The 22662-nt window shown below is 38.6% G+C and carries 20 protein-coding genes; 11 read left to right on the forward strand and 9 right to left on the reverse strand.

Annotated elements, in window-relative coordinates; translation table 11 throughout:
• Positions 1-143: 143 nt before the first annotated feature.
• The 4 genes from MT390_RS01770 to MT390_RS01785 all read left to right on the forward strand — a co-directional run bounded on the left by MT390_RS01770 (position 144) and on the right by MT390_RS01785 (position 4056).
• The gene (locus tag MT390_RS01770; protein ID WP_499439245.1) at positions 144-866 is read left to right on the forward strand and encodes a PepSY-associated TM helix domain-containing protein; all 723 of its coding nucleotides are present in this window, start codon (positions 144-146) and stop codon (positions 864-866) included.
• Positions 867-1070: 204 nt separating this feature from the next.
• A complete protein-coding gene (locus MT390_RS01775; protein ID WP_499439497.1) occupies positions 1071-1778 on the forward strand; it encodes a PepSY domain-containing protein in 708 nt (235 codons plus the stop codon).
• 183 nt (positions 1779-1961) lie between these two features.
• Complete coding sequence (gene gntR / locus MT390_RS01780) at positions 1962-2963, forward strand: gluconate operon transcriptional repressor GntR (RefSeq protein WP_499439498.1); 1002 nt, start codon at positions 1962-1964, stop codon at positions 2961-2963.
• Between the two features lie 208 nt (positions 2964-3171).
• On the forward strand, positions 3172-4056 hold the full coding sequence (locus MT390_RS01785; protein ID WP_499439247.1) for an AEC family transporter: 885 nt from the start codon (positions 3172-3174) through the stop codon (positions 4054-4056).
• On the opposite strand, the gene MT390_RS01790 is transcribed toward MT390_RS01785, so the two are convergent.
• Positions 4051-4578 (reverse strand): gluconokinase, encoded by a 528-nt coding sequence (locus tag MT390_RS01790; protein ID WP_499439249.1) that lies wholly within the window; start codon positions 4576-4578, stop codon positions 4051-4053. The two genes, MT390_RS01785 and MT390_RS01790, sit on opposite strands and share 6 nt — an antisense overlap.
• Before the next feature lie 450 nt (positions 4579-5028).
• On the opposite strand from MT390_RS01790, the gene MT390_RS01795 reads away from it, so the two are divergent.
• From MT390_RS01795 to gnd, 4 genes are all read left to right on the forward strand, one after another.
• Positions 5029-6045, forward strand: a complete 1017-nt coding sequence (locus MT390_RS01795; RefSeq protein ID WP_028868048.1) for a TRAP transporter substrate-binding protein — start codon at positions 5029-5031, stop codon at positions 6043-6045.
• 61 nt (positions 6046-6106) lie between these two features.
• Positions 6107-6664, forward strand: a complete 558-nt coding sequence (locus tag MT390_RS01800; protein WP_028868049.1) for a TRAP transporter small permease subunit — start codon at positions 6107-6109, stop codon at positions 6662-6664.
• Complete coding sequence (locus MT390_RS01805; RefSeq protein WP_166368679.1) at positions 6657-7979, forward strand: TRAP transporter large permease; 1323 nt, start codon at positions 6657-6659, stop codon at positions 7977-7979. Before MT390_RS01800 ends, MT390_RS01805 begins: the two co-directional genes overlap by 8 nt.
• A gap of 169 nt (positions 7980-8148) precedes the next feature.
• A complete protein-coding gene (gene gnd / locus MT390_RS01810) occupies positions 8149-9651 on the forward strand; it encodes an NADP-dependent phosphogluconate dehydrogenase (protein WP_499439251.1) in 1503 nt (500 codons plus the stop codon).
• Between the two features lie 191 nt (positions 9652-9842).
• Here the strand turns inward: gnd and MT390_RS01815 are convergent, their stop codons facing one another.
• Entirely contained in the window at positions 9843-10712 is an 870-nt protein-coding gene (locus MT390_RS01815; protein ID WP_499439252.1) for a DMT family transporter, read from the reverse strand.
• A gap of 432 nt (positions 10713-11144) precedes the next feature.
• Between MT390_RS01815 and MT390_RS01820 the strand changes: the two genes are divergently transcribed.
• Entirely contained in the window at positions 11145-11783 is a 639-nt protein-coding gene (locus MT390_RS01820; protein WP_499439254.1) for a DUF6933 domain-containing protein, read from the forward strand.
• A 161-nt stretch (positions 11784-11944) separates the two neighbouring features.
• Here MT390_RS01820 and MT390_RS01825 read toward each other — a convergent pair whose 3' ends face one another.
• The 6 genes from MT390_RS01825 to MT390_RS01850 are packed head-to-tail and all read right to left on the reverse strand — an operon-like array spanning position 11945 to position 17739.
• Positions 11945-12310, reverse strand: coding sequence for a Na+/H+ antiporter subunit G (locus MT390_RS01825; RefSeq protein ID WP_166368687.1), 366 nt, complete (start codon positions 12308-12310; stop codon positions 11945-11947).
• Between the two features lie 9 nt (positions 12311-12319).
• Complete coding sequence (locus MT390_RS01830; RefSeq protein ID WP_166368689.1) at positions 12320-12589, reverse strand: K+/H+ antiporter subunit F; 270 nt, start codon at positions 12587-12589, stop codon at positions 12320-12322.
• Positions 12583-13083 carry a Na+/H+ antiporter subunit E gene (locus tag MT390_RS01835; RefSeq protein ID WP_499439257.1) on the reverse strand — a complete coding sequence of 167 codons (501 nt, stop codon included), beginning with the start codon at positions 13081-13083 and terminating at the stop codon, positions 12583-12585. Before MT390_RS01835 ends, MT390_RS01830 begins: the two co-directional genes overlap by 7 nt.
• Positions 13083-14594: a monovalent cation/H+ antiporter subunit D gene (locus tag MT390_RS01840; protein WP_499439259.1), complete on the reverse strand. Its 1512-nt coding sequence runs from the start codon at positions 14592-14594 to the stop codon at positions 13083-13085. The genes MT390_RS01835 and MT390_RS01840 overlap by 1 nt, the downstream gene beginning before the upstream one ends.
• Entirely contained in the window at positions 14594-14944 is a 351-nt protein-coding gene (locus MT390_RS01845) for a Na+/H+ antiporter subunit C (protein WP_166368695.1), read from the reverse strand. Before MT390_RS01845 ends, MT390_RS01840 begins: the two co-directional genes overlap by 1 nt.
• Positions 14944-17739 carry a monovalent cation/H+ antiporter subunit A gene (locus tag MT390_RS01850; RefSeq protein ID WP_499439261.1) on the reverse strand — a complete coding sequence of 932 codons (2796 nt, stop codon included), beginning with the start codon at positions 17737-17739 and terminating at the stop codon, positions 14944-14946. Before MT390_RS01850 ends, MT390_RS01845 begins: the two co-directional genes overlap by 1 nt.
• Before the next feature lie 1071 nt (positions 17740-18810).
• Here MT390_RS01850 and MT390_RS01855 point away from each other — a divergent pair.
• Positions 18811-20025: an anaerobic sulfatase maturase gene (locus tag MT390_RS01855; protein WP_499439263.1), complete on the forward strand. Its 1215-nt coding sequence runs from the start codon at positions 18811-18813 to the stop codon at positions 20023-20025.
• Positions 20026-20158: 133 nt separating this feature from the next.
• On the forward strand, positions 20159-21070 hold the full coding sequence (locus tag MT390_RS01860; protein ID WP_499439264.1) for a LysR family transcriptional regulator: 912 nt from the start codon (positions 20159-20161) through the stop codon (positions 21068-21070).
• 280 nt (positions 21071-21350) lie between these two features.
• On the opposite strand, the gene MT390_RS01865 is transcribed toward MT390_RS01860, so the two are convergent.
• A complete protein-coding gene (locus MT390_RS01865; protein ID WP_499439266.1) occupies positions 21351-22646 on the reverse strand; it encodes a glycoside hydrolase family protein in 1296 nt (431 codons plus the stop codon).
• Positions 22647-22662 lie beyond the last annotated feature (16 nt).

The following is a 22662-nucleotide window of genomic DNA, read 5'->3' on the forward strand; positions in this document are numbered from 1 at the left end:
TTAGTTAATTGATAATGCGGCTGTATAAAGCCGTATTATCAATACAATAAATTTCCCCTTTATTAATCTACTAGCCATCTATTTATCACTCCCTGTATCATGCCGCCGATATCAGCAAAGACAAAGCCATAAGAGAAGTGATCATGTCATCAAAAAATAGCAATCCAGACAACGCCTTAAGTGACTTCATTAAATGCTTACATTTTTATATAGGGTTATTGATTGGACCGTTTATTTTTATCGCTGCTTTGACGGGCACCTTATATGTATTGTCTCCTCAAATAGAACAAATCATTTATAAACAACAACTCACAACTAATAGTCAGGTTCAGGGACTTGATCAGAGCCAATCCCACTCATTACAGACACAAGTGACAGCTGCTCGAGAAAGCTTAGTAAAGCCTTTACAACTTAAAGCATTGCGCCCATCACCTGCTCAAGGCCAAACCACCCGTGTATTATTTATCGATCCCTCATTAGACCGTTATCGTGCCCACACCGTCTTTGTCGACCCTGTCACCCTCAACATTCAAGGCAACTTACCAAGTTACGGAACAAGTGGCATTTTACCCTTTCGTATCTATCTAGACTTTATGCATAGTGATTTATTACTCGGATCAGTAGGACGTTATTACAGTGAATTAGCTGCGTCATGGATGTGGGTGGCAGCTGTATCAGGGATATTTTTATGGCTACAACTAGGTCGTCGTAACATAAAAACCACCAGCCAAAAGCAAACAAAGAACACTAAGAATGGTTTCATTCGTTCACGTACACGCCATGCCAATATCGCTATCTATACCCGTTATCAATCGAGATGCTTTATTCAGTCGTTAGCTTGGACAGCAAGGCAAGGCGTAACATGATGACAATGGCTAGTCCTTATCGAATGTTGCAACGCTGAATTGCTTTTCGAGCTAACGACCCACAGGGCAAGTTGTGAGGCAAGCATCTTCGTTGTTAGAAAGTATTGATTGAACTAGTTAGATCTTCAACTTTCTGCCTAGAAGCTAACTCACCTCACAACTTGCTGAACTTTGCATCTTGAATGGTAACGGGTATATATTAGTATCGGTTTAATTTTCTTTTCAGCAACAGGTTTAACCTGGTCGAAATGGGCTGGCGCTAATATTTCACAGTTGAGACAAGATATAGGCTGGATAACACCTAGCGTTTCTCGCCAATTAAGCACACCAAGTATCAATCTAAATACAAGATTATCGGCTCAAGATAATCAATTTGATCAAGTCTTATTGGCTGCCCGTAAGTTTGGAATTGATGCAAACAAAATAGAAATAATCCCATCCAATAATAATAAATCAGCTTGGTTGGTACGTGAAATTGATCATAGTTGGCCAACACAAGTCGATTCCGTTGCAGTGGATACCGCTTCAATGACGGTGATTGACCATGCTGAGTTTAAAGATTTCCCACTCATTGCAAAACTGATCCGCTGGGGAGTCGATGCACATATGGGCGTATTATTTGGTGTCATCAATCAACTCATATTGGCCGCTTTTGGGTTCGCATTATGTGCAATTATTATTTACGGTTACAAAATGCTTTGGCAACGTCGTCGCAATAGCAAAGGCAAACAAAACACCCTTACCGGAGCTTGGTTAAAACTCAGCAAAAACACCCAAATAACCCTCAGTGTAATAACCATCATCCTAGGTTATGCCTTACCCTTAATAGGCGTCAGTTTATTTTTGTTTTGCATGATCGATCTACTACGTTGGCGAAGCAGTAAGCTCACTTTAAAAACAGCAAAAAACTAGAACAACACGATCACATAACCATCTGAATAATATAATGATTATTTTAAAATACTTTAAACTACGTACTTCATGTTTTTTGTTACCGGTTAACACTTTTTATTATTTGTCTATGCCAAGTTGATTAATATTGTGGCATCCACTAACAAGTATTGTTATGTTACAGGTAACATTCCATAGGCTATGATTATGAGCAAGAAAAGAAGACCTACCCTGCAAGATGTCGCTAACATTGTTGGCGTAACTAAAATGACTATTAGTCGTTACCTGCGAGACCCGCAGCAAGTCTCCTCAGAGATGCAAAAAAAGATATCACTTGCGGTAGAAGAATTAGGTTACATACCTAATCGTGCGCCAGATTTACTGTCTAATGCAAAAAGCCATGCCATTGGTATCTTAGTGCCCTCTTTAACCAATCAAGTATTCTCTGAAGTGATTCGTGGTATTGAACGGGTGACTGAAGCAGCAGGTTACCAAACCATGTTTGCCCATTATGGATACAGTGCAGAACTAGAAGAAAAACGTATTAGTTTTTTATTGTCTTACCATATCGACGGTTTAATTCTTTCTGAAAGCCATCACACCCCAAGAACGTTAAAGATGATTGAAACAGCGGGTATTCCAGTGATCGAAATGATGGATGTAGCGTCACCGGCCATTGAGCAAGCAGTGGGTGTTGATAATCTCGAAGCGAGTTATCAGATGGTTTCCGCGATGATTGCAAAAGGTTACCAACATATTGTTTATTTAGGTGCACGTTTAGATACTCGAACCAAATTAAGACAGCAAGGTTATGAAAAAGCGATGCGAGAGCATGGCCTTAGTTGTAAAAGTATGATGACTGAAGCGGCTTCTTCATTTTCACTTGGCGCTGAACTATTAACACGCACGCTGGCTGCACACCCACAAACAGATGGGTTGTTTTGTACCAATGATGACTTGGCGATCGGGGCTATTTTTGAAGCACAACGAATGGGCTTAAAAATTCCTGAACAGATTGCAGTTGCTGGTTTTCATGGTCACGATATAGGGCAATCTATGGTACCTAAGTTAGCTACAGTGGTAACGCCGCGTGAAAAAATAGGTCAAGTCACCGCGCAACAGTTGATTGCACGTTTGGCAGGTGAAGCGATCACCGAAGCTGTGATTGATTTAGGGGTTGAGATCCGCCATGGTGAGAGTATTTAATCTCAACTTGGAATAGTTAAATAAGGAATTACATTGCAAAATACCCTCGATGCTAGCTTTATGCTCTAGGTTATAGATTAAGTGATGTTTTTCCTAAACGATTAAAAAATTAAATGATTCCTTAATAGGTTTGCTTTGTGGTTTTATCTGCGCAGCTATTTCGTCTATCAGTATGGCGGTCAACTTCCACTACGGTTGAATTATTATTATGTTATTACGCATTATAGAAATTTTATTCCCTATGTTTATGGTCGTATTGGCCGGTTATATTTGCGCGCGCCGTACTTCGATCGACATGGCACCGATTAATAAATTAAACCTCGATTATTTTGTGCCTGCTTTGGTATTTGCTTCTTTGGTGAATATGCCTTTAGGCAGCAAGCAGGTTAATTTGATTACTGCGAGTGTAATTGCGGTGATATTACCTGGCCTTTTGATTGCTATGTTATGCCGTTTCTATCATTGGAATGTGAAGGTTTGGGTACCTCCGCACATGTTTCGCAACAGTGGTAATTTAGCGATCCCGCTTTTTGTTTATACCTTTGGTGAAATTGCTAAAAGTGATGCGGTATTATTGATGATAGTCGCAACCTGTATACAATTCACGCTGGGCATTGTGATTATCAGCGGTATTAATAAACAAGGTATCAAGCAATTGTTAACCATGCCGATCATGTATGCGACTGTGATTGCACTGGTATTGAATTTAAGCGATGTAACTATTTGGGCGCCGGTATGGGAAGCCGCTAATTTACTCGGTGAGAGCGCGATCCCTTTGATGCTTTTTTCATTAGGTAGCCAATTGATTTATGTTAATCGTTCGGGGGTTAAAATTGGTTTAGTGAGTACCGCAACTTCCCTATTAAGCGGCGCGATCACCTTTACGGTGATCTATTTATGGGTACCTTTAACTCAACTGCAGCTACAAATGATGGTGTTCTTTACGATGCTGCCACCAGCGGTAATGAATTATTTACTCGCAGAGCGATACCAACTGAATGCTGCGACAGTGGCTTCTATGGTATTGTATGGCAACCTCTTATCGGTGTTAAGCATGCCGCTACTGTTATGGTTTGCTTTAACTATTTTATAAATTTAGGTTTTGCGTCGCTTCAATACAACGCTGCACCACGGCTTCGGCACTGCCATCGATATCGATTTTAATGACGTTCACTTCATCTTCAGTGGGTAACTCTAATGCCTCGAACTGACTTTTTAATAAAGTCACCGGCATAAAGTGTCCTTGACGATTTTGCATACGTTGTAGCACAAGTTCAAAACTGCCGTGTAACAATAAAAAAGTCACTTGATTGTTATCTTCACAAATTAATTGGCGATATTTTTGTTTTAACGCAGAGCAGACGATCACCGCATTTTCATTCTTTTTCTCAATACTAAAAGCCGCATCTCGAATTCTTTCTAGCCAAGGAATACGGTCTTGATCATTTAATTGCTGACCAGAAGCCATTTTTAAGATGTTAGCTTTAGGATGCAGGTCATCACCATCAATGAATTTTACATTTAATGCTTTTGCCAGCGACTGACCGATTGATGATTTACCACTGCTTGCGACTCCCATTATTATCAATACCGCACCACTAGGTAGTTTATTCATCCCGCTCCCCTATCCATCTTGCTTATGTTGATCAAGTTATATGACTAATATTTTTAAAAACAATATCACGTTACGGGTAACATGTTACCCGTAACGTCTAATAATGTGAACTGTACCCCAACAATAAAAAACGCTCACTAGGTCCTATTTGCAATGTTCACACCATGTAAACTTGCTTACTTAACAAACTAAATAAACAATTAAATTATTTAATTTCAATAGGATAGAGATTAAAAGCAGCACTTACGAATAACAATAAAAAAGCCAAAATAAGTGCTAAAAAATGATCTTTATCAAGAATGAGGTTAATATCTGCTTATAAATTTGTGATCAAAAACACGAAAAAATTAGGCAGTTACCGGTAACATGCGCTTCAAGTTACCGGTAACCTATTTGTAACTGGACATGATTAATTTGAAATTTACACTTATTGGAAAAAGGAATCTCAACATGAAAAAGCTTCACAAATCATTACTCTCGGGTGTTATTGCAGGCCTGTTATCGACTTCTGCAATGGCGGCTGATTTTGTGTTTAAAATTCAATCGTCTGATCCTTCTGGTGACAAAAATTTCCAGGTACAACAAGAATGGGCTGATCGTGTAGAGAAGATGTCTAATGGGCGTATTGATATCAAGTTATTGCCCGTTGCAAGTGTGGTTAAACATACTGAAACATTAGGTGCAATTAAAATGGGCATTTTAGATGGCCAAATTACTGCAACTGGTTATTTCTCAGGTCAAGATCCAGCCTTTGGTCTAATTGGTAATATGGTCGGTGCATGGTCTGATACAACACAGCTTTTACAATATATGAACTACGGTGGTGGTAATCAGTTAATGACTGAGTTATACGCGCCTTATGGGGTTAAATTTGTTGGTGCATCAACTACCGGTGTTGAATCATTTGTTTCTAAAGTACCGCTGAATGGTGTCGCTGACTTAAAAGGACTTAAACTACGTGCCCCAGAAGGCTTAGTACAACAAGTTTTTGCTGCGGCTGGCGCGTCACCAGTTAACTTACCAGGTTCAGAAGTATTTACTGGGCTAAGCAAAGGCGTTATTGATGCAGCTGATTACACTGTATTCTCAACTAACCAAAAAAATGGTTTGAATGATGTGGCAACACACCCTGTTCAACCTGGTTTTCACTCATTACCTCTGATCGATATTTCAGTAAGTCAGAAAAAATGGGATAAATTACCAATGGATCTTCAAGAGATCTTAACGGTATCTGTACGTGATTTCTCTTACGATATGACGACGCAGTTAAAAATTGCCGACCAAGCAGCGATTAAAGAAGCACAAGCAAATCCTAATATCACTATTCACGACTGGTCTGCTGAAGAGCGTAAAAAATTCCGTAGCATTGCCCAAGGAGAGTGGAAAACATTTGCAGCTCGCTCGGATAACGCCGCTAAAGTATATCAATCGGTGACTACCTTCTTAGCAGAAAACGGTCTGTTATAAGCAATAATCTCAACTTAATCGCAAGGGTTGCCTAAACCCTTGCTTTATCTGGAAGCCTCTTATGCCTACCAAAAAAGTCATGCCACAACCTCAAGAAGATGAGCAACCTAAGAACAAACTTGATGCTGCCATTTTAAAAGTAAGTAACTGGCTGAGCATGTTGTTTATTTTCACTGTCTTTATCTCTTTTTATGAAGTGGTAATGCGTTATGCATTTAACTCGCCAACCATTTGGGTGCATGAAACGGCGTCTTTTATTGGCGGTTCATTATTTGTGATTGGTGGATTGTATGCCTTCGCATCTAACAAACATGTGCGTGTAGTGCTTATTTACGATGTTGTTTCTCAGCGTACCCGCCATTACCTTAATTTATTACACCATATCATCGGTATTATTTTTTCTGCATTGATGACTTATGGCGCTTATACACTGGTTGAAAGTGCATGGTTTTCTCCACTAGGCGAACTGCGACTCAATACTTCAGGTAGTGCGTGGAACCCTCCTTTCCCTGCACTCTTAAAAGCGGTTATCTTTATTAGCTTTTGTATTCTTACCATTCAATTTTTATTGCATTTGATTGCCGAAATCAAAGCGCTAAGGAAACACTCTCATGTTTGATTTATCTGCAATTGGCATCGGCTATGGTAGCTTATTAATGCTGTTTATGATGATAGCGCTACTGTTAACCGGTATGCAGCTAGCATTTGTGACTGGTTTTGTTGCACTCTTTTTTACCGTGGGTTGGTTTGGTATCGACGCACTTCCTTTGGTAACTAGTCGCCTCTATAGTTTTGTAGACAGTTATATTTTTCTTGCGGTGCCAATGTTTGTATTAATGGCCGCGTTATTAGACCGCTCAGGCATTGCCCATGATCTATTCGAAGCCATGAAGTTATTTGGCAAACGTTTACGTGGTGGTGTTGCGGTACAAACTTTATTGGTTGCGGTTATATTAGCATCAATGTCAGGTGTTATCGGTGGTGAAACGGTATTGCTTGGTATATTAGCGTTACCACAAATGTTGCGCTTGGGTTACGACCGTAAACTAGCTATAGGTACAACCTGTGCAGGCGGTGCTTTAGGCACTATGTTACCTCCAAGTATTGTACTTATTATTTATGGTTTAACCGCCAGTGTATCTATTGGTGACTTATTTAAAGCCTCTTTTGTACCTGCATTATTATTGGCTATTTTTTATATTCTATATGTATTAATACGTTGTAAATTAAACCCTGCTTTAGCCCCTTTACCTACGGCGGAAGAACTCGCGGAAGATGCTAAAACACAACCTAACTTTTTTAAAGCCTTGTTCTTCCCATTGTTGTCAGTGGCAGTGGTACTTGGCAGTATTTATAGTGGTATTGCATCGGTTACAGAAGCCTCTGCATTAGGAGTTGTAGGCATTATGTTAAGTACTTGGATCCGTAAGGAGCTTAATATTTCAATGCTACAAGATGCCGCTATCTCAACCATGAAAACCTGTGGCATGATCATCTGGATAGGGATTGGCGCCAGCGCATTAGTGGGTGTTTATAACCTGATGGGTGGAATTGATTTTGTAGGCGACACCATACTAGCACTTAGTGGCGGTAGCCCTACAACAACACTGCTTATTATGATGGCTATTCTATTAGTATTAGGTATGTTCCTTGATTGGGTTGGTGTTGCGTTATTAACTATGCCTATTTTTGTACCAATTATTGTTAGCTTGGGTATGGATCCTGTTTGGTTTGGTGTTGTCTTCTGTTTAAATATGCAGGTCTCATTCCTTTCTCCTCCTTTTGGGCCGGCTGCTTTCTATTTGAAATCAGTGGCACCTAAAGATATTAGTCTGGGTGAGATATTCAGTGCACTAGTGCCTTTCATCTGCTTACAAGTATTAACACTTGGATTGGTGATTATTTTCCCAATCTTAGCCCTGTGGTGGAGATAATCGCGTTAAAAGTCGCCATGTTAAAAATAGCGGCGTTATAGATAATAACGTACAGCTAATAACGTAATAACAGAACGAAAAAATAATAATAAAGATGGCCTAATAAGAAGCATAATAAACAAGGCCATCGAGCCATAAATCAGGCGTCCATTTAAATATTGAGGTTTTAATGCAAGTACAAAAAGATATTGCCGTGATCGGCTTGGGTGTAATGGGTGCGAACATGACACTAAACTTAGCCGAGCGTGGGTTTTCTGTGGTCGCCTTTGATACCAATCCACTACGCAGCCAAGCGCTACTAACGCAACATCAGTCATTAACAGCGGCACCATTACAAACGGTGCAAGATCTAACACAATTAATGGCACAACTTACTACGCCTCGCCGTATTGTATTATCTGTTCCGGCGGGTCCTATCGTTGATATTATTTGCCAAGATCTAATTTCTGCCGGCTTAGCACCCGATGATGTTGTGGTCGACACTGGTAATAGCCAATGGCGAGATTCCATTACGCGTCACCAAGCTTATGTGAATAAATTCCATTTCTTTACCTGTGCTATTTCTGGTGGGGAGCAAGGTGCACGTTTTGGCCCCTCATTAATGCCCAGCGGTGACAAAGCTGCATGGCAGCAATTAAAACCGATGTGGCAAGCTATCTCAGCAAAAGTGGACCCAGCAACAGGGGCTGAAATTGCACGCACTCATGTTGAACAACCTCTACCTGAAGGCGAGCCCTGTGCTGAATACATTGGTCCAATTGGATCTGGGCATTTTGTGAAAATGGTACATAACGGCATTGAATATGCTGATATGCAAATGATTACCGAGACAGTCCAATTCATGCGCCAAGTATTAGCCATGTCTGCCGTTGAAGTTGCTGATATCTTTAGTCAGTGGAATAAAGGCAAGCTACAAAGTTATCTGATTGGAATCACCGCTGATATTTTACGTACCGTTGATCCTAAAACAGGCCAACCTATGGTTGATGTGATTCTAGATCAAGCCGGCCAAAAAGGCACCGGCAACTGGACAGCTCGTGAGGCTTTGGAATTAGGTGTACCTGCGAATGCGATTGCAGCTTCGGTATTTGCCCGCTGTTTAAGCACGCAAAAGAAAACACGTATTATTGGTGCATCACAATTAGCTGGCCCAGAGGTACAAGCAAAAGATAAAGCACTATGGATAGATAAATTAGCAGACGCTTTATATTGTTCAAAAATATGCAGTTATGCACAGGGTTTTGAGCTGATGTCAGCTGCGGACAAAGAATATAACTGGCAACTTGATTATGTGGTGATTGCTAAAATTTGGCGTGCAGGCTGTGTTATTCGAGCCACCTTCCTGAATGATATTGCCGAGGCTTATCAAAGCCAGCCTCAACTTCCCAACTTAATGCTTGCAGAGCGATTTAGTAACGACCTTGCTAAAGGACAATTAGCATGGCGACAAGTATTGACCGAAGCAATCGGCCAAGGCTTACCAATGTTAACCACCAGCTCAGCGATCGGCTATTATGATAGTTATCGTGAAGCGGACTCGTCAGCAAGCTTAATACAAGCAATGCGTGATTATTTTGGCAGTCATACCTATCAGCGTAAAGATCAAGATATTACACAGCATTTCCATTTTGATTGGCACTTTGGTCAAGGCGAGCAAACACTTAACCATTAATCTGCATTAAAGATGACTTTGCAAGGAAATATGCTTTGCAAAGTCATCACTTCAATTTTTATTCCTTTATTTTAACTCTCTTATTTTCTGATTTTAATTCTCTTTATTGTTCTCACCATTATTTTATGAGCATACGACGTATTAATAACAGCCCTGCTATCATCCATCGGCTATACAACCATGTATACGATTTATCGTGAGTTATAACTTGCATAAGAATACGCCAAACAAGCGCTGACAATAATCGCTAAACCTACGACTTGAAATAGCTGAAATGTTTGTTCAAAGAAGATCGCTTGTAGTAAGGCAGCAATAAATATATTTAAATAAAATATAGGAGCAAGTTCTGCGCTAGACAGAGATCGTTGGTACGCTTTCGTTCTGAATAATTGTGTACCAACACTCAATGCTCCCATTAACACGATCACTTCCGCGTAAGGAAACAACCAATAAGTAAATTCAGAAGTGGATGACTCCATTAATAACGTAGCAATAGGCAACACTAATATCACCGCAATTAAAAAGCTAACGCCATTAGTCATAAAGGGATTTAATTTAATTTGACTGGATTTGTACATCGATACCTGCGAACAAGCATTAAAAAAGCCCGCTAATAACCCTAGCAACATGCCCCACTGAAACTGCACACCGTTAATCACTCCAGATTGCACAATAACGCCAAAAAATGAAAAGACTAATGTCAGCACTATCGGCCTAGATATTGTGGAGCCATATAATATCCTTTCAATAATGGGGATAAACAGTGGGCCAGTGCTAAATAAAACAACTAACTCAATCAGGCTTAGTTTCGATAATGATAAAAAGAAGCAAAACTGCGTTAACGCGATAAAAATAGAACGTTTGCCGATCACCTTTGTTTCAGCGAAGGTTGGAAGTCTCGCTCTTAATATAAAAGCAGTACCTAACATAATAATCGCAGGGATCGTTAAACGGGCCATAAGTAATACATTGATAGGCACAATATGCTCTAAGTACTTAGCAAGAAAGCCACTTAATGATAAACATACAGTAGAGAGAAGCATTAATAAAAGAGGTGACATTAAGCTTGATACCTATTGTGATTGTAAGATGTGGAGCGCTTTAAGCAGGATAATCTGCTGTTAGATATTTGAGCACACGCAAGTCAGGAAGAGGCAATATAATAGACTATTAAAGGGAGTGAAAGTGATTATTAATGTTATTAAACAATATGCTATAAATACAATAAAAAGAATCAAGTACACTGGGTCTATTTGTATTGAACCGAGATTAAAAACAAATGTTTAACCAATGCCAAAGAGCAGAATGAGGCACGAAAATGAGTAGAGAAAATAACCTAAGACCATCTTATCCTCCCTGTTTAGGCTTTGCTAAGCGAACCACACAGCTTCAAAGAGTAATACTGAAAAATCGATAAACAACGCTATTTATGACTTGCATTCAAGCTTAATAAAAATGAACAATAGAGAGGTAAATATGAAAGGGAAAATCTCATGTTAATTTTTAACTGCACCAAAGCGGCAGCCGATTTTTTTAGTGTTAAACGCGATGGTAAAAAAATCACCTGTATTGAACCATCACCACACAAAACGATTGCCGAATCGATTGCATCCCCTGTTTTTCCAGAGGATGTAGACCCACAGGAAAACGGTGCATTTCAATGGCAATGGGTAGTCCACTGCGTAACGATACAGCGCAAAAAATATTGGTTAGTAACCGACTACCACAGCCGCTATTGCATTATGTTTCCTGTCGGTAAAAAAGGCGATAATGTTGAATTTTTAAATAGCTTTGAATCAGGTCTTAAGGCGAATTTCCGCTACTGGGTAGATAATGCAAAAATGGGTCAAGATAAGGCTACACAATATATAGAGCAGTATAATGCGGCGATTAGCACCTGTGCATTTTATCAACGAGGCGACCGAAGTGTGCAAGGTAATATCAATACTACTGCTTGGTATTTGGAGAGCGTTTGTCTCGAAAAGGGGCATTTAACCGAAGCTTTGGATTGTTTATTATTTAGTGTAAGGGTATCTGAAATTCCAAAACCAAGACCTAAAGAAAAAGAGGATTTTTATACCTATAAAGCCTTTTATGCTTACTGGTTAAAAACCTTTTCTCCAAGTTTGTAGTAGCAACCAATTACGTTATCGCGATAAGCTAAGGGCTGAATAAAGCATTTCGATTGGTAGCGGGTTATATAAAGTAATATCCTATTCAGGGGATAGACTTAACAATATCCCTTTAAAGGATATGTAAGTCACTATCCTTATTTACTGCCAGCAAGAACGAGTTACTTGTCATCAGGGTGTTGTTGTAAATAAGCTTTTTTAGCCAGATGTTGGTTTTTAGTACTATCAGCCATTTTTACTTTATAGTGCAAGCCTGCTTTCGCTAACATGTGTGCCGCAACGGGAGCAGTGATCAACAAGAACATGCTTATTAACATTTCTTTTAAGCTCACGTGACCAAGTTGAACGCTGAAAAATATCATAGAAGCGATCAAAATAGAGGCACAGCCTAGAGTGCTGGCTTTGGTGGGAGCGTGTAAGCGCGTAAAATAATCTGGGAGTTTTGCTAAGCCAATAGAACCGATTAGCATAACAATGCTACCAAACACCAATAAAACACTTATTACTACTTCTAAAAATACAGTCATCTGCCTTCCTTATTCGATAATATCGCCACGTAATAAGTACTTACAAAAAGCTGAAGTACTTACAAACCCAAGAAGCGCAATCAATAATGCACTTTCATAATAAATGGCAGAGCCTTGGTGAAGCCCTAACAATATGATCAATGCAATGCTATTAATGTACATCGTATCAACGGCAATAATTCTATCTGGTGTAGTAGGACCAATAATTAAACGCCAAGTATTTAACGCTAAAGCACAACAAATTAGCGCACAAGCAATCAGGATAGCGACACTTAACATCCGAAAATCTCCTTTAAAGGTGCTTCATAACGATCTTTGATAAGGTTAATTAACTCTTGTTCATCTTCAAGGTGCAGCACATGCACATATAACCATGTTCGGTCATCTGACAATTCAACGCTCACCGTACCGGGTGTTAATGAAACACTACTGGTAAAAATGGTGAGTGGTAAAGACTCTTTAATATCTAAAGGCACCGCAATGAAAGCGGGCTTTAAACCGCGATTGCTTTGCAACACACGCTTTGCTACATCGTAATTAGAGGCAACAATATCAATTAACAAGCGAAACAAATACATCACCGCCTTGATAGGTTTTTTTGCTACTGCTTCTTTCTCATTGAGAGGCGCGACAATCCAAGGAATAACAATCGCAAATACCGCACCTAACACCATATGACCACGACTAAAGTCATGTAAAATTTGCCACACCAACCATAATAATACGCTGTGGTAAGGCGTAGGAAACCAAACAAATTTACGTAATTTATCCATTATTTAGCGACCTCATTAAGTTGTTGTAAACTTAAACCTGCTTTAAGTTGCTCTGCAGCCAATTGTGTATAGTCGCTTACTGGTCCTCCAAAAATAACCATCAAAGGCAGTAACGCAACCAATATACCAATGGCCAAATACTGAATAGGATGCCCTTTTAGTGCACTGGTGTTTTCACCACTGGTTCGCCAAAATAGTGAAGTACCAGCCCGAGATAAGGCGATCAAAGCGATTAGCCCTCCCCCTAGTATGAGAGGGAAAACCCACATTGCTTCACTTGCTTTGGTAACTGATTGCAAAATCAATGCTTTACCAACAAAACCAGATAATGGAGGCATACCAATTAAACCGATTGCCAATAACACAAAGATAAAGCCTAAAATACCTGCCTGTGGCATTGCTCTAGCAGCAACAAAACGGTCTTCCGCTTGGCCACGTTGTTGTTGAATTAAACCTGTGAGCAAGAACATAGCAGCACAAGCAACAGTACTATGTAGCAAGTAATAAATCCCTGCTGAAGTAGCCTGTACCGTATTCAAACTGATGGTCACCAATAAAGTGCCAACGGATACAATGACCAAGTTACTACAAAGTACCCGCAAACTTTGACTAGCGAGTACCGCAATCGTACCAACAGCAATGGTTAATAATGCAATCGGCCATAACCAGGGTAAGGCGATATTCGCGAGTTCACCGGCTTGGTCACCAAACATCACACCATGTACCCGCCAAATACTGTAAATACCAACTTTAGTCATAATGGCAAATAGCGCAGCTACTGGCGTACTTGTCGTCGAGTAAGCTTTTGGTAGCCAAAAATGCAAGGGAAGCATCGCTGCTTTCAAACCAAAAACAGCCAATAACAATAAAGCACCAGACTTAGCGATCAGTAATTCGTTGTTTGAGAGTAATGGAATTCTATCAGCCATATCAGCAAAGTTAAGGGTGCCTAAAGTGCCGTATAAAGTGCCTAATGCAAACAAAAATAGTGATGAACCAATTAAATTAAGGAATACATAATGGATGTTCGCCTGTATCCGTTGCTTTCCTCCTCCGTGGATCATCAGAGAGTATGAGGCTATTAACAACACTTCGAAAAATACAAATAAGTTAAATGCATCACCGGTTAAAAATGCACCGTTAATACCCATTAATTGGAACATAATAAGAGGGTGAAAAAAGGCACCTGTTTTATCTTCTCCGGCACTTGCATATAGCGTTATTGATAAGCCTAAAATAGCACTTAAACACACCATTAATACCGAGAATAGATCAGCAACTAATACAATACCAAAAGGCGCGGACCAATCACCAAGTGCATATACTTGAATACCTTGCTGCTCAACCTTGAATAATAATGAGAAGGCAACCACGACCAGAAAAACATTGGCGGTGATGCTCAGTACACGTTGTCGGCTTAAGGAGTTGCTTAAGCTTGGAAAAAGCAGAGTGACAGCCACAAAAAAAGGTATTAACACTGGGAAGATAACTAAATGGTCAAACAAACTCATTAGGATTTTTCCTCAGATAGGGGATCAAAAGGCTCTATTCCATCTACGTGATCACTACCTAAGTCAGCGCGTCCTCGCATCGCTAAAATCACCGCAAAAGCGGTCATAGCAAATCCAATAACGATCGCCGTCAGTACTAACGCTTGCGGTAGCGGATCGGCGTAATTTTCACTGCTGTTAAGTACCGCGGGTGCGCCTATGGTTAATCCACCACTGGCAAATAGAAATAAGTTAACAGCGTAAGACAATAAAGTAAGCCCAATAACTAAAGTAAAAGTGTGTCCACGTAGCATTAAAAATATGCCACAGGCACTCATGAAGCCGACACAAACTGCGTAGACTAATTCCATTATCTTTCTCCTACTGTGAGTCGTTCTTTAGTCGTTAACTTGCCTAAGCTCGCTAATATAAGCAATGTCGCACCGATAACAGTGAAATAAACCCCGAGGTCAAACATCAATGCACTCGCAAGCTCAAATTTACCTATCCAAGGTAAGGAAACATATTCAAACCAAGAGGTTAAGAATGGTCGTTCAACAAACCAACTACCTAAACCAGTGAATCCAGCGATCGCTAATCCAATAGCGATCATATAGTGATAACTGATACTCACCCTTTTAGCCATCCAATCAACACCGTGTGCAAGGTATTGTTGAATTAACGCAATGGAAGTAATCAAACCGGCAATAAAACCACCACCAGGCAAGTTGTGCCCGCGCATAAATATATAAGCAGATATGAGCAAAAATAGGGGTAACAAGCTTTGTGAAACGACCAATAATAATACTGGATATTTCTCTTTAGCCCATAGTCGGCCATCGTAATCTTTAGTGCGCATTGATAAACGCATGCGAGCAATCACCTTATGAATACCCAATGCTGCAATCCCCAATACCGTTATTTCACCAAAGGTATCAAAGCCACGGAAATCAACCAGAATAACGTTCACTACATTGGTTCCACCGCCGCCTGCTTTTGCATTAGCCAAGAAGAACGCAGAAATACTATCCAAAGGATGGGTCATTAAAGCAAAACAAATACTACCAATAATACAACCTATTAATGATGCGATAGTCAAGTCACGCACAAAATGGCTAGGTCGACTTTTACTAGTTGGCGTTTGCTGAGGGAAAAAGTACAGCGCTAGTAATAACAAAATCACCGTTACAATTTCTACCGATAGCTGAGTAAGGGCTAAGTCGGGAGCAGAGAAATAAGCGAAGGTTATCGATACCACCAAACCAACTAGCGACAACATGAGTAAAGCGATGAGACGATAATGACTCCAAATTAAGGTTGCAAGTGAACCTGCAATGATCAATATGGCAGCAACCATCACGGCGCCATTTATTGGCGTGCCAGGCATACTTCCTCTCGTTGTGTCGAGGTCAAACAAAGGCGGTGCGATCAGTAATAAAGCGAAGAAGCAGAGACAAAAAGCATAGCGTTGTAAAGAACCGTTCTCCAATTTAATGGTTATTTTTTGCGCCCACGTTACACAGGCTTGAATACACCCTTCAAATACCAATTTTGCATCAATATCTGGGAACATACCTGCAAATTTGAATAAATGTTTACGATTCAAATAAATCGCCACGCCACCAACAATAGCCAACGCACTCATTAGCAATGGAAGATTAAATCCATGCCAAATAGCAAGACTATATTCAGGTAGCGCATGGTTAAGCACCGCCAAAGAAGTACTTTCTAGTAACGGGCCAATAGTATAGTTAGGAAAAATACCGACCAACAAACAAATAGTCACTAAAATTTCCACGGGAACACGCATATAACGCGGTGGCTCGTGAGGGGTTTTAGTTAAACCTTTCGGCTCACCGTTAAAGAACACATCATGAATAAAACGCAGTGAATAAGCGACAGAGAAAGCACCAGCAATTGTCGCTAATACAGGGATTAACCAAGACATAGCACCTAAAATGCTTTGCTCTAAGGTTTCAGTAAAGAACATTTCTTTAGATAAAAAACCATTGAGCAGCGGCACACCCGCCATCGAGGCTGATGCAACCATCGCTAACGTCGCGGTAATAGGCATATATTTCCATAACCCATTAAGTTTACGCATATCTCGGGAGCCAGATTCATGGTCAATAATACCTGCAGCCATAAATAATGATGCTTTAAAAACGGCATGATTCATGATGTGAAATATCGCAGCAATCGCAGCTAATTCAGTATTCAAACCGAGTAGCAATACGATTAAACCAAGGTGACTGATGGTCGAGTAAGCTAACAGCCCTTTTAAATCATGTTTAAATAATGCGGTATAAGCCCCTAATAACAAAGTTAATAGACCAGTTAAAGAAACCACAACAAACCACATCTCCGTACCAGCTAATACTGGATAGAAACGTGCTAATAAGAAAATACCTGCTTTTACCATGGTCGCCGAGTGTAAGTAAGCACTTACAGGTGTCGGTGCAGCCATGGCATGAGGTAACCAAAAATGGAACGGAAATTGCGCAGACTTAGTAAAAGCACCAATTAAAAATAAACTTAGAATTGCAATATAATAAGGGCTTTGTTTTACCAATTCAGCACTGTTGAGGACGACGTCTAATTCGTAACTGCCAACGACTTGACCTAATAGGATGATCCCCGCCAACAACGCTAAACCACCAGCACCAGTGATCGTAAGAGCCATTCTAGCCCCTTTACGCGCATCGCTATTATGTGACCAAAAACCAATCAACAAGAATGAGCTGATACTGGTCAATTCCCAATAAAGCCAGAGTTGTAGCATGTTATTTGACATAACAATGCCGAGCATGGCTGTCATAAACATGATCAAATAGCAGTAAAAACGCCCCATATGATCTTTTTCAGACAAATAGTAACGCGCATATAAAATGACCAGTAAACCAATACCTAAGATCAATATACTGAACAGTGCAGCTAAACCATCGAGCCGAAACGATAACGATAAGCCTAATTGGGGGATCCAATCAACACTCTTACTAAAAGACTCTCCAGAAAATATCGCTGGCAAATCAAGAAGAATCAAACCAAGGGCAAGCGCTGGTAACAACGCAGTTGCCAGCGTACATGCGCTGCGACTCAGTTTATTGGTTAGTAAGGGAACGATAATCCCTAACATGGGTAAAAATGGCACCCAGAAATAATGCATTTAAGCGAAGCTCCGTTAACTAAGTAGTTGGTATTTTCGAACCACGATAGTGATTATTTGGATAAAAATCAATGCCTTATTATGTCTTAATTTATTAAGTCATTGATTTTAATATACTTATAATTTCACACTAAAGTTGCAATTCAAATAGTGTTTTTTTCTACGCTGATTATTTAGGTTTAGCTGAGACTTACTTTGTGACTATAAAATTGTAATAAAGCGTATTTATTACCTAGGTAATTAAAGTAAAACAGTACTATTTGAATTACCACTAAAGTTAAAACTCATCATATTGAATGTTTATTTAATATGAATATTCTTATCTAGCTTACCATTCAATTAAATATACCAATAATAGTATTAGTTTTGAAATACTAGCATTGCTAGGTAGTTGCAATAATATAGTTTTACGTAGTTGATATGTAGCTTCTATGCAACCGTAAAGTAATTATTTGGATCGTACTTCAGAGAAATCTCTTTAGGTTTGTAACCAACAATAAAAAATTCACTTACAAGAGTAAAACCAGCTAGGCCTGAGAGTGACTCTGTCCTACAACCTGTAAATTGCCTATCATTAACTTAATCACATTAAAGATAGATCATTATGAATAAAGAAGAGCTAGAAGCATTCGCCCTTAAAGCATCAAAGGGCTTAAAGTCCCACCGATTAGCATAAGTTTTTGTTTGGCTGAGAGATACCTTATGATCTAAGCATTTCCTTTCTAGATCACATAATTTCTAATAATAATCGACGCGCTCTTAGTATGTTCGTTTTTTACATCATCTTTATTATTTAATCCATTCATATACTGGTTATACCTGTGGAATATAGCCAAACGTTAAACAAATAATCTCATCATTGTCGTTTAGGTATTTATTAATAACTTCCTCAACAGCACTATTGTTCATTTACAAAAAAACATCAGAATAATATTTAATATCACGTTTAATCAATGTGGGTATAAGTACAATATTATTAATAAATACCTAATTAACTTTTATCAATGAGATTTAGTGACTTTATTTTCTAAAGGTAGTGTTAGCAACTTTTTAATATAGTGAGTATAAAATATGGAAAAATTAAATAGTGGCTGTCATGTCATGACAAAACCAACGGGGTCTACCTGTAATATTGACTGTACTTATTGTTTTTATTTAGAAAAATATAAATTATATCCAGAATCCAAGCAAAAATTTATGGATGATGAAACACTAGAAATTTTCATTCGCCAACAAATAGAAGCGCAATCAAGCGATACTGTGGATTTTGCTTGGCAAGGTGGTGAACCGACTTTAGCTGGTATTGAGTTTTATGAGAAAGCGATTCAACTACAAAAAAAATATGCTAAAAACAAAAAGATCGTCAATGTCATGCAGACGAACGGTTTGCTTTTAAATAAAGCATGGTGCCAGTTATTTAAAAGAAATGACTGGTTAATAGGTATATCTATAGATGGCCCAGAAGAATTACATAACGCCTACCGTGTAACAAGAAGTGGTAAAGGCACGCACCATAAAGTCATTAAGGCCATTGAACTGCTAAAGCGCCATAAAATAGAGTTTAATATCTTAGCCGTAGTTAATAGCCTTAATGTTAAACAACCAGAGAAAGTGTATAAATATCTAAAATCATTAGGCACACCTCATATTCAATTTATCCCACTCGTTGAACGAGAAGATACTAATGCAGAATCTAATGAAATCCGTTTAATTGGACCAGATTTTGTTCGCCAAGCACAAGTAACAAAATGGTCAGTTCCATCACTTCAATATGGTGAGTTTTTATCGCGTATTTTTGATATCTGGGTAAAAAATGATATCGGTAAGGTGTTTGTACAAATATTTGAAACGACCCTAGCAACGACCTGTGGTTACCCTGCTCAGGTATGTATTTTTAGTGAAAAATGTGGCCATGCTTTTGCTCTGGAAGCTAATGGAGATCTTTATAACTGTGACCATTATGTATATCCCGAACATAAGCTAGGCAATATTCATGAACAATCAATAACCACCATGAATAACAGCGATCACGCAAATCAGTTTGGTGAAGACAAAAAAGATAAAATCGCAGAAGACTGTAAAACATGTGCATTTTTAGAACAATGTCATGGTGATTGTCCAAAACATCGATTCATTGCTTCATCTACAGGTGAACATAATCTGAGCTATTTCTGTGAAGGGCTGTTTTACTTTTTTAAACATAGTGCGCCTTATATGAAAACCATGAAAGGTTTACTAGAAACGCAACAATCTCCGGCCCTATTAATGAATATTTTAAGAAACTAAAATTTAATAAATCGTCAAAGTAAATATCAGAACGACTGCTTAGAATGATCAAAATCATGTTTGTTTAGGTGCTCTAAATACAACTATAAATGATTATTGTAATAAATAAGGCAAACACAGGAATAGAATAAAGATGGAAAAATTATTCACTCATTTTATGCAAGTTGTTTTACATGGTTCTATTTCGCAAGCAGCCATATTTCTTAACATTACGCAGCCAGCAATAAGTCGAAGCATAAAAACCCTTGAGGAGCGTTATAAAGTTCAACTATTTGAGCGTAAAGCGCGTGGTGTTGAATTAACACCAGCTGGCCAAATAATGATAGAGCGATGCATTCTGATAGAAAATGAGATGAAAGGTATGGAATCTGAAATCAACTCTTTATTTTCTGAAAAAGAATCTTTGCGAATTGGCTCAGGCCCTGCTTGGGAAACCCCCATAAAAGAAATGATTTCTAATTTTTTATTTATGTATCCAAATGTACATATAGAAATTATGCCAAATACTATTGAAAATCTAATTCCAAAGTTAATTTCAGGTGAATTGGATATCGTATTAGGGGGAGAGAATGGTAAGTCGTTTGTAGAAAATAATGATGTCTCTTTTATTCCGCTGATGGATACTCGCCTATGCATTATTGCCCACGAAAACCATAAGCTCGTTCAATCATCGGAATACTCATTAAAACAGCTTTCAGATTATCCTTGGGTTGGTTTTCAAAGTTCGAACTCGATGCTTGATAGCATCAATAAATTATTATCACGCGAGCGTACTCCCCCAATTAACTTTATTCTCAAGACAGGGTTTATTGAAGTTGCATTAGCTTTGGTAAAGAAAAATGATGCATTATTATGTGCAACAAACTCTCTGCTACATAAAATCAAAAATAGAGGATTCGTTGAGCTGCCTTTAAATGAGCCCATTTGGCATTATCATATAGGTGTTTGGACTAAACCTAATGCACAGCGTCGCCATTTAATTAATGAGTTTATAAAACAAATTAAGCAGCAGGTAGCCAATAATAAACATCATAAGCACTTTTAATTCGCTAATATTCAAAAAGAGCTTCATTTTCAACATCATCAAATAATCGAAGTAATATTTGCTTTAACCTCAATTCTGGTTAATCAAAGTGGAATTATATTTAAAATCATAAGATTATCTTTTTTGGCTATACAGTGCCGTTAGTTTTTTGTAGTTCAAGGCGAATTATTGAAGGAATAACGGGTTATTGAGAGATAATTTAACGCGGAAATAACGGTGTTATATCGTTTTGCTTATCCAGAACAGAGGTTACTTAGCATCAAGGCCTATCAAAACTGGCTTATTCTTCTGCTGTATAAACCTTGCCTCTGTCAGCGGGAGTGATGATTTCTTTTGTATCTGCTTTAAATCCATACATTTTGATATTGGTTAACGATGCCTCATAATTTATTGGCTGACCTGGGCCACCAACATAACCAACCGCAGAGATAGACGGACCTTCCAATGCTTCCAACGCGTTATCTGTTCTGAATATATATCGTTGTAAGTCTTTAGATAATAAAGAAAAGTCTTTATGTAAAATTTGAGAGTGGTAGCCAAAGGTTGCATCGATCCCATCTATACTTACATTTTTAAATACTCCAAGTTTTAGTCCTTCCATTGTGTTTTTCTTTGAAATAAAACCAGTGGCGATTCTGACTGCAAAATTACAACCATCTGCACTTATATTATGTGCTTCTATATTCTCATTAGTTTGAATCGTATGAGGAGATAATGTTAATGCAGCACTACCATTGATACACCTTATATCTTTGGCTTTAATATTAGTGACACCACCTAACTGCATATTATTCATAGGAGCATAACCCGTTTCCAACCTTAATGCAGCGCCACCTTCAGACTCTATATTTTCAAAATAGACCTTATTTGCAGCTTGGGCTTGCACTGCTCCATAACCATATGCAGCGTTATAAATAGTGATGTTTTTAACATCGCCGCTTGTTGGCAACTTACCTCTATTCGCTTTATTTTTATCGGTTAATATTACATTCAAACTCATCGCTGAATATTTTGTATTGTTATCATAAATATTCATATTTGATGTCAAAAAGTTTTCAATATTGAAAAAATGAAACACTTTTATGCCGTAAACATTATTAAATGGTTTAGCAGGATTCGCGCCGGAAACTTTAGTGATAGCAGGCAGCTGCACGATAAAGCGTTTGTCTTTTTGTAAACTTGTCACAGCAACATTTTTGACAACTTCATCATTATGCTTCCCCACGTTGAATATCGCATCACCGCCATTATCATACATCGCCTGTAGATAAGGCCTTATGCTGGCACTTTCATCAATTAATAACTTAATATTTGATTTTAACTCCACATTCATAAAGTAATATACGCCTGCAGGGATAATAATCTCTGCTCCGCCCATTTGTGATAGTTCATTAATTGCAGATTGAAGTTTTTGTGTATCATCTTTTTGATCAGAATTATCAACGTCGTAATCAGTCACTAAGTTTTTTACGATAGACGTTTCAAAATCTTTGTAATATCCATTATCTGCAAAAACTTGGAGGGATGTTGCTGAAATCAGCAAAGCAAGTGATACGTTTTTTAATCTATTGTTCATATATGTATACTTAAAG

Source organism: Vibrio sp. 2-Bac 85, assembly GCF_037546705.1.
GTDB lineage: Bacteria > Pseudomonadota > Gammaproteobacteria > Enterobacterales > Psychromonadaceae > Psychromonas.